The sequence below is a fragment of the Stutzerimonas chloritidismutans AW-1 genome (assembly GCF_000495915.1).
Taxonomy (GTDB): domain Bacteria; phylum Pseudomonadota; class Gammaproteobacteria; order Pseudomonadales; family Pseudomonadaceae; genus Stutzerimonas; species Stutzerimonas chloritidismutans.
In genome coordinates, this window is the sequence record NZ_AOFQ01000074.1 from 24,108 (window position 1) to 37,016 (window position 12,909).

Below are 12,909 nucleotides of genomic sequence, written 5' to 3' on the forward strand. Positions count from 1 at the left end.
TGCAAGGAATCAACGACATGCCCAAGCAATCCATCATCCCCGCCGGCTCCGGCAAACCGCTCGCCCCGTACGTGCCCGGCTCCATGGCCGATGGCGTGGTCTACGTTTCCGGCACCCTGCCGTTCGATAAGGACAACAACGTGGTCCACGTCGGCGACGCCGCCGCGCAGACCCGCCATGTGCTGGAAACCATCAAGGGCGTGGTCGAAGCCGCTGGCGGCAGCATGCACGACGTCACCTTCAACATGATCATGCTCACCGACTGGGCCAACTACGCCAAGGTCAACGAGGTGTACGCCGAGTACTTCCCCGGCGAGAAGCCCGCGCGCTACTGCATCCAGTGCGGGCTGGTGAAGCCCGATGCCCTGATCGAGATCGCCAGCATCGCCCACGTCGGCCAATAGCGCCTGCCAGAGCGGGCCAGCCGGCACGCCGGCGGCCCGCTGATCGACCTCGCGGAGGTATGACATGCACTACGAACTTCATGGCCGCATGAAGCCGGATGCGCCGACCCTGGTGCTCAGCTCCGGCCTCGGCGGCGCCGCCGCCTTCTGGACACCGCAGCTGCCGGCGCTGACCCAGGACTACCGGGTGCTGGTCTACGACCAGTTGGGGACCAACAGGAGCCCGGCGAACCTGCCGGCGGGCTATTCCATCGAGTCCATGGCAGTGGAATTACTGGAGCTGCTGGACGCCCTGGGCATCCGCCGCTGCCATTTCATCGGCCATGCACTCGGCGGGCTGGTCGGCTTGCAGATCGCCCTGCTGCGGCCGCAGTTGCTGCAGAGCCTGGTGCCGATCAATGCCTGGAGCAGCCCCAACCCGCACAGCGCCCGCTGTTTCGCAGTACGCCTGAAGCTGTTGCACGACAGCGGCCCGGCGGCCTATGTGCAGGCGCAGTCGCTGTTCCTCTACCCGGCCGACTGGATCGCAGCCAACAGCGAGCGACTGGCACGCGACGATGCCCATGCACTGGCGCATTTCCCAGCGACGATGAATCTGGTGCGGCGTATCGAGGCACTGCTGGCCTTCGATATCGAGGCCGAGCTGCCGCGCATCACCACCCCGACCCTGCTGATCGCCAACCGCGACGACATGCTGGTGCCGTGGCAGCGTTCGCAGCACCTGGCCGACGTCATGCCCAACGCACAGCTGGCACTGCTGAACTACGGTGGCCACGCGTCCAGCGTCAGCGACAGCGAACCCTTCAACCAGATCCTGCTGGACCATCTTGCCGAGCAATGCGGCCAGGTCGCAGCAGCCTGAGGACCCGAACATGCACGCCCCCATCGACTCGAATGCCCTCGCCACGCTGTTCAGCGAGGCCCGCACCCACAGCGCCTGGCTCGACAAAGCAGTGCCGGATGCCCTGCTCGAACAACTCTACGAGCACGTCCGCCTCGGCCCCACCGCCGTCAACAGCTGCCCCGGCCGCTTTGTCTTCGTACGCACGCCGGAGGGAAAGGCAAAGCTCGCGCCCTGCCTGTCCAAGGGCAATCTCGAAAAGACCATGGCCGCGCCGGTCACGGTGATCGTCGCCTATGACGAGGACTTTCCGGAAACCCTGGCAGAGCTGTTCCCCTTTGCCGACGCCCGCAGCTGGTACGCCGGGCAACCGGCACTGATCACCGAGAACGCGCTGCGCAACAGCTCGCTGCAGGCCGGCTACCTGATCCTCGCCGCCCGCGCTTTGGGGCTCGATTGCGGACCGATGTCCGGCTTCGACGGCAAGGCACTGGACGAGGCCTTCTTCGCCGGTACGAGCTGGAAATCCAATCTGCTGATCAACCTCGGCTACGGCGACGCCAGCAAGCTGCGCGACCGCCTGCCACGCCTGCCCTTCGACCGCGCCTGCGTCCTCGCCTGATGGAGAACCGATCATGCAACTGGCTCAATGCGAAACCACCAGTCAATTCAGCGCTCCAGTGATTCGTGAAGATTATCGTGATGCCATGGCGCGGCTGGCCGCGGCGGTCAACATCATCACCACCGACGGCCCCAGCGGCCGCGCCGGCTTCACCGCCACCGCGGTGTGCAGCGTCACCGACGAACCACCAACGCTGCTGGTGTGCCTGAACCGCAGCGCATCGGCACCGCAGCGCATCGGCACATCCCATCGTCACCGCCAACGGGCAGCTGTGCGTGAACACCCTGGCCGGCGCACAGCGGGACCTGTCCAACCTGTTCGGCGGCAAGACGCCCATGGCAGAACGCTTCGCCGCAGCACAGTGGAGCACCGGCGTGACCGGCTCGCCGCTGCTCGACGGCGCCACCGTGTCGTTCGACTGCCGCATCAGCCACAGCGCCAGCGTCGGCACCCACGACATCCTCTACTGCGAAGTGCTCGCCGTGTACCGCCGCGACAGCAGCGATGCGCTGGTGTACTTCGGTCGCAACTACCACGGGCTGCCCGGCGCCGTCTGACCGCCCAGCCCCCATCAACACCCGAGCCCGCCGCGCGATCCGCGCCGCGGGCTTTTTCTTTGCCTCGGAACAACGCGCTTACCGGTGCGCCGCTCGACACGCAAACAGCGCTTGCATCACGAACATAATTGTTATGTTATAACTCTTACATTATTTCCGACACGTGCCTCCCGATGACCGAAGCCGAACTACTCGCCCAGCCCGCCGAGGCGTACATGAACGCAGAGCAGCAGGCCTTCTTCCGCGACCTGCTTTTGCACCAGCGTGCCGAGCTGCAGGCGCGTATCGAGGAAGAATTCCAGGCGCTGCGCGAACAGGAGCCGAGCAGCGACCCCGCCGACATCGGCAGCGCAGAAGAACAGCGTCACTGGCAGCTGCGTGTGCTGGAGCGGGAGAAAAAGCTGCTCGACAAGATCGACGCCGCGCTGGATGCCATCGCCCGCGGCGAATACGGCTGGTGCGCCGAGACTGGCGAACCCATCGGGCTGCAGCGCCTGCTGTTGCGCCCCACCACGACGCTGTCCATCGAGGCGAAGCAACGCCAGGAACAGCGCGAAAAACACCAACGTTCCGCCTGAGAGACCGCCATGAACCGCCTCCCCGTTACCGTCCTGTCCGGCTTCCTCGGTGCCGGCAAGAGCACCTTGCTCAACCACATCCTGAAGAACCGCGAAGGCCGCCGCGTCGCGGTGATCGTCAACGACATGAGCGAGATCAACATCGACGGCAACGAGGTGCAGCGCGGCGTCAGCCTCAATCGCGCCGAGGAAAAGCTGGTCGAGATGAGCAACGGCTGCATCTGCTGCACCCTGCGCGAAGACCTGCTCGAGGAAGTCGGCAAGCTCGCCCGTGAGGGCCGCTTCGACTACCTGTTGATCGAGTCCACCGGGATTTCCGAACCGCTGCCAGTGGCCGAAACCTTCACCTTCCGCGACGAGCAGGGCCAGAGCCTGGCCGATCTGGCTCGGCTGGACACCATGGTCACGGTGGTCGACGGGGTTAACTTCCTCCGCGACTTCCAGGAGGCCGAGAGCCTGGCCAACCGCGGCGAAACCCTTGGTGAGGACGACGAGCGCTCGGTCACCGAGTTGCTGATCGAGCAGGTGGAGTTCGCCGACGTCATCCTGATCAGCAAGATCGACCTGATTTCCGCCACCGAGCGCGAAGAGCTGACCGCCATTCTCGGTCGCCTCAACACCCACGCCGAGATTCTGCCGATGAGCATGGGCCAGGTGCCGCTCGACCGAATCCTCGACACCGGCCGTTTCGACTTCGAACGCGCCGCCCAGGCGCCGGGCTGGCTCAAGGAAATGCGCGGTGAGCATGTGCCGGAAACCGAGGAATACGGCATCGCCTCCACCGCCTATCTGGCGCGCCGGCCGTTCCACCCACAACGCTTCTACAACTTCCTCAACCGCGAGTGGAGCAACGGCCGCCTGCTGCGCTCCAAAGGCTTCTTCTGGCTGGCCACCCGGCCAGAGGAAGCAGGCAGCTGGTCCCAGGCCGGTGGGCTGATGCGCTACGACTATGCCGGGCGCTGGTGGCACTTCACCCCTGAATCGGCCTGGCCGAGCGACAGCGAAAGCCGCACGGCAATCCTCGGCAAGTCCCGCGGTGAGTTCGGCGACTGCCGCCAGGAGCTGGTCTTCATCGGGCAGAACATCAACTTCGACCAGCTGCGCCGCGAACTCGACGCCTGCCTGCTGAACGACAGCGAGTGGGCCGTGGGCGTCACCGGCTGGCTGCGCCTGCCGGACCCGTTCGGCCCCTGGCACGAGCAGGTCGCCTGATGCTGGCGCAGCAGATCATCCGCTCACAGCCCCGCCAGTTGCTGGGCGACTCCCCGGCAGTACTCGGCGAAGCGCTGAACGATGGCGTCAACCTCAGCGTATGGCAGCGCCAGCTGCCGCTGCACATTGCCGAGTTCGCCGACACGCTCCTGGCCCTGGCCGAGCCATTGGCGGAATCGCTGACCCTCGAACCGACCGGCGACGGTGAGCTGCAACTGCCAACCCTGGCGGCGGCCTATCGGGACCTTGCCGGCCATGCCGGTTTCGTCGCCGACGTGGCCTGGCTGGTGCGGGCGTTCAGCTGCCTGGTCGACGCGCGGCGCATCGGCCTCCGCCTGCGCATGCTGGACAAACCCATGTGCCCGCGCTTTCACGTCGATCATGTACCGCTGCGGCTGATCACCACCTACGCCGGCGCAGGTAGCGAACGGCTTCGGGAGGGCGACATGCAGCGTCGGCGCCTGGGCGATCCCAGCTGCCATCCAGCAGCTCGGGGTTGGCGACGTGGCGTTGTTCAAGGGGGAGAAATGGCTGGGTAACGAAGGCGCCGGGATCATTCATCGCTCGCCGCAGGCGACAACGGCTGAGCACCGTCTGATCCTGACGCTGGACTGGCTGAGCTGAAGCAAAAGGGCCGCAGCTGCGGCCCTCCGAATCGACAACCGATCAGGCTGCCATCTTTTCGCACTCTTCAGCGCACTTGCGACAGGCCTCGGCGCAGGCCTGGCAATGGTCGTGCTTGTGCTTGCCGCACTCCTCGGCGCAATCGCGACAGACCTGCGCGCAAAGCTTGCAGAAGGCTTTGGCATAGGCACTGTCGCGGGTCATCAGCACTGCTGCGATCGCACACATGTCGGCGCAGTCACGATCGAGTTCGATGCAGCGCGCCATCATCTTCACGTCGTCCTCGCGCAAGCAGGATGCCGCGCAGGTCTCGCAGACCAGTGCGCAATTGGAACAGGCCTGGATACATGACTGGTAACTGGAATTGAGCATGGAATGTCCTCCATCCGATGTGCCAGCGAAATGCGGTACGGCGGGGCCTCTCCAGGCCATGCGCGCAACCGCGCCCTACTAGATAGGGGTTGGACGGTCCGGCGAAGTTCAATCCGTTCGCCGGATGGCCTCTTGCAGGACGACGCAGCGCAGCCGCGGCGGCGCCGCTACAATGGCCGCCCTGCAAACCATCACCGACGCCGTAACAGCCATGCCCTTCACCCTGTCCGCGCCCTGCGAATTGCTGGAAGTCATCAGCAAAAGCCGCTTCCTGGCCAAGGCGGCACCCGTGCAGAGCGCCGAAGAGGCCCAGGCCTTTATCCAGGCGGTCAGCGATCCCACCGCTACGCATAACTGCTGGGCGTGGAAGATCGGCAACCAGTACCGTTTCAGCGACGACGGCGAGCCCGGCGGCACGGCGGGTCGGCCGATGCTCACCGCCATCGAAGGGCAGGATTTCGACCGGGTCGCGGTGGTGGTGATCCGCTGGTTCGGCGGCATCAAGCTCGGCACTGGCGGACTGGCCCGTGCCTATGGCGGCACCACGGCGAAGTGCCTGCAGGCCGGCGAACGCAGCGAGCTGGTGTCGCGCTCGCGCTGTCGCTGTCATTGCCGCTTCGCCGAGCTGGCGCTGTTCAAGGCACGCCTGGCGGAATTCGAGGCGCTGCTGGAAGCCGAACATTTCGATGCCGAAGGCGCGACCCTGGAGATTGCCCTTCCCGCCGCTCAGCTGCAGCCGCTGGCGAGATTGCTCGCTGATATCACCCGCGGGCGCAGCCAGCTGGAAGCCATGGACTAGACGCGTCGTTGCCCACAAATACTGTGGACGCAATTGTGGATAACAATTGTATGGCCGCCTGGAAAGCGCTCGCGGCGGGCGCTCGGGAAAACTGCACAATTTTTGATCAACCAGCCTTACGCGCCCCAATGGGGTGCGTTAAGCGCTTGAATTACTGTGTTTTTTGACTGAGCAGTCGGCTACTGACGTTTTGCTATCAATCGCGTTCTGCCAGCTCGAGGTTATGCCCGAATTGAGTGGAGAACTTTGTGGATAACGTTGGGAACAACCGCGCCAGCGCCCGTCAGATCTGGGCTGCAGACCGCTGGTCAATTAATCGCCAAATCGCGCTAGCCGCAATGAACCGGTCATTCGGCTGTCATCCAGAATTGCTAGGCGGGACAAAGTGGTCAGCTGGCATATCAGTTGCTCCAACCCACCGATAGAATGCCCGCACACCCGAAAGACGAGAATTTCGCGATGCACGACTGGCTCAACAATCTGCCCAAGGCCGAACTCCACCTGCACCTGGAGGGCTCGCTGGAACCCGAACTGATGTTCCGCCTGGCCGAGCGCAACAAGATCGCCCTGCCCTGGAACGACGTGGAGGCACTGCGCAGCGCCTACAACTTCGGCAACCTGCAGGAATTCCTCGACCTCTACTATGCCGGCGCCGACGTGCTGCGCACCGAGCAGGATTTCTACGACCTGACTTGGGCCTACCTGCAGAAGTGCGAAGAGCAGAACGTGGTGCATACCGAGCCCTTCTTCGACCCGCAGACCCACACCGACCGCGGCGTGCCGTTCGAGGCCGCGCTCAACGGCATCAGCGCGGCGCTGGCCGATGGCCGTGAGCTGCTGGGCATCAGCAGCGGGCTGATCCTCAGCTTCCTGCGCCACCTGCCGGAAGAGGAAGCCTTCAGGACGCTGGAACAGGCGCTGCCCTATCGCAACGCATTCTTCGCCGTGGGCCTCGACAGCTCCGAAGTCGGCCACCCGCCGAGCAAGTTCCAGCGCGTCTTCGACAAGGCGCGTGCCGAAGGCTTCCTCACCGTTGCCCATGCCGGCGAGGAAGGCCCACCCGAGTACATCTGGCAGGCGCTGGATCTGCTCAAGGTCAGCCGCATCGACCACGGCGTGCGTGCGGCCGAAGATCCGAAGCTGATCGCCCGGCTGATCGAGGAGCAGATTCCGCTGACCGTCTGCCCGCTGTCCAACACCAAGCTCAAGGTGTTCGACGACATGCGCCAGCACAACATCCTCGAACTGCTGGAGCAGGGCGTGAAGGTCACGGTGAATTCCGATGACCCGGCCTACTTCGGCGGCTATGTGACGGAGAACTTCGTCGCGCTGCACGAAAGCCTGGGCATGACCGAGGAACAGGCCCGCCGCCTGGCGCAAAACAGTCTGGACGCACGGCTGGCCTATTGAGCCATTCGTCGGCGCCCGGCCGACCTGCGACACCATGGCTCGCCGCGCGAGCCATGGCTGCGCCTAGACTGTGCCGCGTCTACTTCACGAGGAGATCGCCATGCACATTCTCGTCCGTCCCCTGACGCCCTACCCCGACAGCGCCTGGCAGGTGAGCCTCGACCGGCAGAAAGTCACCTTTCGCAGCGAAGCCGAAGCGCGCGCCTTCGTCGCAACCCTGCACCGTCGCCTGCAGGCGCCGCATCCCCTGCCACTCAGCGCCTGACAGTCATTCCGTACTGGCGCGCGCCGTGGTGTAGGCGACGATCGTTGCCAGCAGGCCGCACAGGCTGATGATCGCCGCCAAGGGCACTGCGGTGCCGTTGTGCAAAGCCCCCACCGCGGAAGCGGCGATGGCGGCAATGGTGAACTGCATGCTGCCGAGCAAGGCCGAGGCGCTGCCGGCATTGGCGCGTTGGTCGGCCATGGCGCAGGCCGTGGCGTTCGGCAGCAGGCAACCGAGGCAGGACACGCAGCAGAACAGCGGGATCAGCAACGGCCAGAGCGATTCGGGCTGTGCGGCCGCCACTGCCAACAACGCCAGCGCACTGCCGAAGAAGAACCACACCCAGCGCCGCACCCAGAACTCCGGCCCGCGCCAGCGCACCAGCCGCACGTTGACCTGCGCCATCAGGATGAAACCCGCCGCATTGACGCCGAACAGCCAGCCGAAATGCTCGGGTTTGACGCCATACAGTTCGATGAAGACGAACGGCGAGCCGGTGATGTAAGCGAACATGCCGGCCATGCACAGCGCACCGGTCAGCACGTGGCCGATGAAGAAGCGATCACGGAACAGCCGCAGATATTGCCCGAGCGCACCGGACATCGGCTGACGCGGCAACCCAGCCGGATAGGTTTCCGGCAGCCAGAGCGTGACCGCCACCAGGCACATCGCGCTGAACAGCGTCAGCAGGATGAAGATCGACGGCCAGCCGAACGATGCCAGCAACGCACCGCCCGCCACCGGCGCGAGGATAGGCGCCAGGCCCATCACCAGCATCAGCTGCGAGAACACCTTGGCGCTGGTCATCGGGTCGCACAGGTCACGCACCACGGCACGCGCTACCACCATGCCGGCACAGCCACCGAGAGCCTGGACGAAACGCACGCCGATCAGCCAGTCCATGGACGGCGCAAAGGCGCTGGCCAGCGATGCCAGGGTGAACAGCGTCACACCGACCAGTAGCGGCCCGCGCCGCCCATAGCGATCGGCCAACGGCCCGTAGACCAGCTGACCGATGGCCAGGCCGATGAAATAGGCCGCCAGCGAAAGCTGCACGTGATCGACACTGGTGCCGAACGACTCCGCCAGCAAGGGGAACGCCGGCAGGTACATGTCGATCGCCAGGGGACCGAACGCGCTGAGCGCGCCCAGTATGAGAAGAATCCGCAGGGACATCAGAGGCTCGCAAGCTGGAAAGAAGACGTGGCCGGGTGAGTTGTTGGGACCTCGACCGTGCCCGGGAATTTGCACCGGCGTGCAAGATGCTGTTACATACACCGCCGATTGTAAACATGCATCACGACGAGATGCGCCGTTACACTGGCCGCCCTCCATCGCTGCTGGACGCCCGAAGCAGCCGTCATCTGCCTGAATCTGCCCATGCGCCGAACCAAAGAAGAAGCCGAAAAAACTCGTATCGCCATCCTCGCGTCTGCCGAGCGGCTGTTTCTGGACAAGGGGGTGGCCCACACCAGCCTCGACCAGATCGCCCGTGACGCCGGTGTGACGCGCGGCGCGGTGTACTGGCATTTTCAGAACAAGGCGCACCTGTTCCACGAAATGCTCAACCAGATTCGCCTGCCACCGGAGCAGATGACCGAGCGCCTGTGCAGCTGCGATCAGCAGCAGCCGCTGCAGGCACTGATCGCCCTGCGCAACCTGACGGTCGAGGCCATCAGCACCCTGGCCAGCAACGAGCAGAAGCGCCGGATCTTCACCATCCTGCTGCACAAGTGCGAATTCACCGATGAACTGCGTGAAGCCGAGGAACGTCACCACGCCTTCATCAACCAGTTCATCGATCTGTGCGAAAACCTGCTGCGCAACGCCTCGACCTGCCTGCGCCCCGGCGTCACGCCGCGGCTCGCCGCGCTGTCGCTGCATGCCCTGGTGGTCGGACTGTTCACCGACTGGACGCGCGACACCGAACTGTTCGCCCCAGAGGTCGATACCAGGGCGCTGATCGACCCGCTGTTCCGCGGCCTGGTCCGCGACTGGCCGGACGATCCCGACCAGCCTGCCGCGTGAGCGATCAGCTCACCTGGTAACCCTCCTCGCTGATCGCCTGGCGAATCGCCTGCTCGGTGGCGCTGCTCTGGACCTCCACCGTTCCGGCCGCCAGGTCCACCTGCACCTGCGCCTGCGGGTCCAGCGCCTGGATGGCCTGGGTTACCGCACGCTCGCAGTGGCTGCAGGTCATTCCGCTCACGTTGAATACTTGCATCGTCGCTCTCCTCGTCTGCTGAAGGCGCCGATTCTCGACCTTGCCACCCGGGCAAGGTCAAGGCACCTGCTGTCGCAGATCATGGTGTTGACCTTGCCATAGGGTTAAGGTCGATCCTGCAGCCATCGCAATCCGAGGAGTCACTGCCATGTCCAGCGCCACCCATACGCTGCCGGTCAGCGGTATGACCTGCGCCAGCTGCGCCGGCCGCGTCGAACGGGCCCTGCTCAAGGTGCCGGGCGTCGCCGCGGCCAACGTCAACCTGGCCAACGAACAGGTGCGTATCGAAGGCGATGACCTGGGTGTGGCGACGCTGATCGAGGCCGTGGAAAAGGCCGGCTACGGCGTACCGCTGAAGAGCATCGAGCTGAACATCGAGGGCATGACCTGCGCCAGCTGCGTCGGCCGGGTCGAGCGCGCCCTGCTCAAGGTGCCAGGCGTGCGCAGCGCCGCGGTGAATCTGGCCAGCGAGCGTGCGCATGTCGAGGTGATCGGTACGCCGGACCCCGCCGTGCTGATCCAGGCGGTCGAGGCCGCAGGCTACAAGGCAAGCGCCGGCGACCAGCAGCGCCCCGAAGAAGATGCCGAGCGGCGCCTGCAGCGTGAACGCTGGGCGGTGATCGCCGCCCTGTTGCTGGCCGCACCGCTGGTGCTGCCGATGTTCGGCGAGCTGTTCGGGCAGCACTGGATGCTGCCAGCGTGGATCCAGTTCCTGCTCGCCACCCCAGTACAGTTCATCCTCGGCGCACGCTTCTACGTGGCCGGCTGGAAGGCGGTGCGCGCTGGCGCCGGCAACATGGATCTGCTGGTCGCCATCGGCACCAGCGCCGGTTATGGCCTGAGCCTCTATCAATGGTGGGCGACGCCGGCCGGGCAGATGCCGCACCTGTATTTCGAGGCCTCGGCAGTGGTGATCGCCCTGGTGCTGCTGGGCAAATACCTGGAAAGCCGCGCCAAGCGCCAGACCAGCGCCGCCATTCGTGCGCTCGAAGCCTTGCGCCCAGACCGCGCGACACGGGTAGTCGACGGCCGCGAGGAAGACGTCGCCATCGCCGCGCTGCGCCTGGACGACCTGGTGATGGTCAAGCCCGGCGAGCGTTTCCCGGTGGACGGTGAAGTGGTCGAGGGCGAAAGCCAGGCCGACGAAGCGCTGATCAGTGGCGAGAGCCTGCCAGTGAACAAGGCGCCAGGCGACCGCATCACCGGCGGCGCGATCAATGGCGAGGGCAGGCTGCTGGTGCGCACCACTGCGCTCGGTGGCGAGACCGTGCTGGCGCGGATCATCCGCCTGGTGGAAGACGCCCAGGCAGCCAAGGCGCCGATCCAGAAGCTGGTGGACAAGGTCAGCCAGGTGTTCGTCCCGGCGGTACTGGTGATCGCCGTATTCACCCTGATCGGCTGGCTGCTGACTGGCGCGCCGGTCGAGGTCGCGCTGATCAATGCTGTGGCCGTGCTGGTCATCGCCTGCCCCTGCGCCCTGGGTCTGGCCACGCCGGCGGCGATCATGGCCGGCACCGGCGTGGCCGCGCGCCACGGCATCCTGATCAAGGACGCCGAGGCGCTGGAAGTAGCCCATGCGGTCACGGCCGTGGCCTTCGACAAGACCGGCACGCTCACCTCGGGCAAGCCGCAGATCATCCACCTGCATGCCGTGGACGGCGACGAAGCGCGGATACTGCGCCTGGCCGGCGCCCTGCAGCGGGGCAGCGAACACCCGCTGGCGCGCGCCGTGCTGGAGCGCTGCGAAGCCGACGGCATCGCCGTGCCGGATGTCCAGAAGAGCCAGGCCCTGAGCGGCCGCGGCATCGCCGGAACGCTGGATGGTCAGCAGCTGGCGCTGGGCAACCGGCGCATGCTCGAAGAGTACGGCCTGCAGCCGGGCGAGCTACTGGAAACCGCCCAGCGCTGGGAAGCCGAGGGTCGCACCCTCTCCTGGCTGGTGGAGCATGCGCCCGAGCCGCGTATCCTCGGCCTGTTCGCTTTCGGTGACAGCCTCAAGGACGGCGCCGCAGCAGCGATTGCCGGGCTCGCGGCGCGGCATATCCGCAGCCACCTGATCACCGGCGACAACCGTGGCAGCGCGCGGGTGGTGGCCGAAGCGCTGCACATCGATGATGTGCATGCCGAGGTGCTGCCAGCGGACAAGGCCGCCACCGTGGCGGAGCTGAAGAAGGGCGGCGCCGTGGTGGCGATGGTCGGCGACGGCATCAACGATGCCCCGGCCCTGGCCGCAGCGGATGTCGGCATCGCCATGGGTGGCGGTACCGATGTAGCCATGCACGCCGCCGGCATCACCCTGATGCGCGGCGATCCACGGCTGGTACCGGCGGCACTGGAAATCAGCCGGCGCACCTACCGCAAGATCCAGCAGAACCTGTTCTGGGCCTTCATCTACAACCTGGTGGGCATTCCGCTCGCCGCCTTCGGCTTTCTCAGCCCGGTGGTGGCTGGCGCGGCGATGGCCCTGTCGAGCGTCAGCGTGGTGAGCAACGCCCTGCTGCTGCGTTCCTGGAAGCCGGAAGAATGATCGGGAGCACGCCATGAACATTGGTCAGGCAGCCAAGCACAGTGGCCTCACGGCGAAGATGATCCGCTACTACGAATCCATCGGCCTGCTCACGCCGGCCGGGCGTGGCGCCAATGGCTATCGCCACTACAACGAGCGCGACCTGCATCAGCTGGCCTTCATCCGCCGCGCCCGTGACCTGGGTTTCTCGCTGGAGGAGGTCGGCAAGCTGCTGGCGCTGTGGCAGGACCGTCAGCGCGCCAGCGCCGACGTGAAAGCCCTGGCCGGCGCGCACATCGACGAGCTGAACCGCAAGATCGCCGAGCTGGTCGGCCTGCGCGACACCCTGCAGGAGCTGGTCGACCACTGCCAGGGCGATGATCGCCCGGACTGCCCGATCCTGCAGGGCATCGAAAGCGGCTGCTGCAGCGCCCCGTCATCCCGCCCCTCCCCAATCACTGCGCCTGGCAAAGGCTGATGCCAACGCGGGCAGCC

The 12,909-nt window shown here is 65.7% G+C and carries 14 protein-coding genes and 2 pseudogenes; 13 read left to right on the top strand and 3 right to left on the bottom strand.

Going from position 1 to position 12,909, the window contains the following annotated elements; translation table 11 throughout:
- Positions 1–17: 17 nt before the first annotated feature.
- From rutC to F753_RS48030, 7 genes and pseudogenes are all read left to right on the top strand, one after another.
- Positions 18–404 (top strand): pyrimidine utilization protein C, encoded by a 387-nt coding sequence (gene rutC, locus F753_RS48000; RefSeq protein ID WP_023445071.1) that lies wholly within the window; start codon positions 18–20, stop codon positions 402–404.
- Positions 405–468: 64 nt separating this feature from the next.
- Positions 469–1,266: a pyrimidine utilization protein D gene (gene rutD, locus F753_RS48005; RefSeq protein ID WP_023445072.1), complete on the top strand. Its 798-nt coding sequence runs from the start codon at positions 469–471 to the stop codon at positions 1,264–1,266.
- 10 nt (positions 1,267–1,276) lie between these two features.
- A complete protein-coding gene (locus tag F753_RS48010; RefSeq protein ID WP_023445073.1) occupies positions 1,277–1,867 on the top strand; it encodes a malonic semialdehyde reductase in 591 nt (196 codons plus the stop codon).
- A 13-nt stretch (positions 1,868–1,880) separates the two neighbouring features.
- Positions 1,881–2,424: pseudogene (gene rutF / locus F753_RS48015) on the top strand (NADH-dependent FMN reductase RutF).
- Positions 2,425–2,597: 173 nt separating this feature from the next.
- The gene (gene dksA / locus F753_RS48020) at positions 2,598–3,002 is read left to right on the top strand and encodes an RNA polymerase-binding protein DksA (protein ID WP_017244483.1); all 405 of its coding nucleotides are present in this window, start codon (positions 2,598–2,600) and stop codon (positions 3,000–3,002) included.
- Between the two features lie 9 nt (positions 3,003–3,011).
- Positions 3,012–4,214: a zinc metallochaperone GTPase ZigA gene (zigA, locus tag F753_RS48025; RefSeq protein WP_023447145.1), complete on the top strand. Its 1,203-nt coding sequence runs from the start codon at positions 3,012–3,014 to the stop codon at positions 4,212–4,214.
- Positions 4,214–4,838, top strand: a pseudogene (locus tag F753_RS48030) (DUF1826 domain-containing protein). Before zigA ends, F753_RS48030 begins: the two are co-directional and overlap by 1 nt.
- Before the next feature lie 42 nt (positions 4,839–4,880).
- On the opposite strand, the gene F753_RS48035 reads toward F753_RS48030, so the two are convergent.
- Positions 4,881–5,210: a four-helix bundle copper-binding protein gene (locus F753_RS48035; protein ID WP_023447147.1), complete on the bottom strand. Its 330-nt coding sequence runs from the start codon at positions 5,208–5,210 to the stop codon at positions 4,881–4,883.
- A 211-nt stretch (positions 5,211–5,421) separates the two neighbouring features.
- Between F753_RS48035 and F753_RS48040 the strand changes: the two genes are divergently transcribed.
- The 3 genes from F753_RS48040 to F753_RS49795 all read left to right on the top strand — a co-directional run bounded on the left by F753_RS48040 (position 5,422) and on the right by F753_RS49795 (position 7,684).
- Positions 5,422–6,009 carry an IMPACT family protein gene (locus tag F753_RS48040; protein WP_031298498.1) on the top strand — a complete coding sequence of 196 codons (588 nt, stop codon included), beginning with the start codon at positions 5,422–5,424 and terminating at the stop codon, positions 6,007–6,009.
- A 459-nt stretch (positions 6,010–6,468) separates the two neighbouring features.
- Positions 6,469–7,419, top strand: coding sequence for an adenosine deaminase (locus tag F753_RS48045; protein ID WP_023447149.1), 951 nt, complete (start codon positions 6,469–6,471; stop codon positions 7,417–7,419).
- 100 nt (positions 7,420–7,519) lie between these two features.
- Positions 7,520–7,684, top strand: coding sequence for a hypothetical protein (locus F753_RS49795; RefSeq protein WP_023447150.1), 165 nt, complete (start codon positions 7,520–7,522; stop codon positions 7,682–7,684).
- A 3-nt stretch (positions 7,685–7,687) separates the two neighbouring features.
- Here F753_RS49795 and F753_RS48050 read toward each other — a convergent pair whose 3' ends face one another.
- Positions 7,688–8,860 (bottom strand): Bcr/CflA family multidrug efflux MFS transporter, encoded by a 1,173-nt coding sequence (locus F753_RS48050; protein WP_014819092.1) that lies wholly within the window; start codon positions 8,858–8,860, stop codon positions 7,688–7,690.
- A gap of 204 nt (positions 8,861–9,064) precedes the next feature.
- Between F753_RS48050 and F753_RS48055 the strand changes: the two genes are divergently transcribed.
- The gene (locus tag F753_RS48055; RefSeq protein WP_023447151.1) at positions 9,065–9,712 is read left to right on the top strand and encodes a TetR family transcriptional regulator; all 648 of its coding nucleotides are present in this window, start codon (positions 9,065–9,067) and stop codon (positions 9,710–9,712) included.
- A gap of 4 nt (positions 9,713–9,716) precedes the next feature.
- On the opposite strand, the gene F753_RS48060 is transcribed toward F753_RS48055, so the two are convergent.
- On the bottom strand, positions 9,717–9,908 hold the full coding sequence (locus tag F753_RS48060; RefSeq protein WP_023447152.1) for a heavy-metal-associated domain-containing protein: 192 nt from the start codon (positions 9,906–9,908) through the stop codon (positions 9,717–9,719).
- A gap of 148 nt (positions 9,909–10,056) precedes the next feature.
- On the opposite strand from F753_RS48060, the gene F753_RS48065 reads away from it, so the two are divergent.
- A complete protein-coding gene (locus F753_RS48065) occupies positions 10,057–12,435 on the top strand; it encodes a heavy metal translocating P-type ATPase (protein ID WP_023447153.1) in 2,379 nt (792 codons plus the stop codon).
- 13 nt (positions 12,436–12,448) lie between these two features.
- The gene (gene cueR / locus F753_RS48070; RefSeq protein ID WP_014819088.1) at positions 12,449–12,892 is read left to right on the top strand and encodes a Cu(I)-responsive transcriptional regulator; all 444 of its coding nucleotides are present in this window, start codon (positions 12,449–12,451) and stop codon (positions 12,890–12,892) included.
- Positions 12,893–12,909 lie beyond the last annotated feature (17 nt).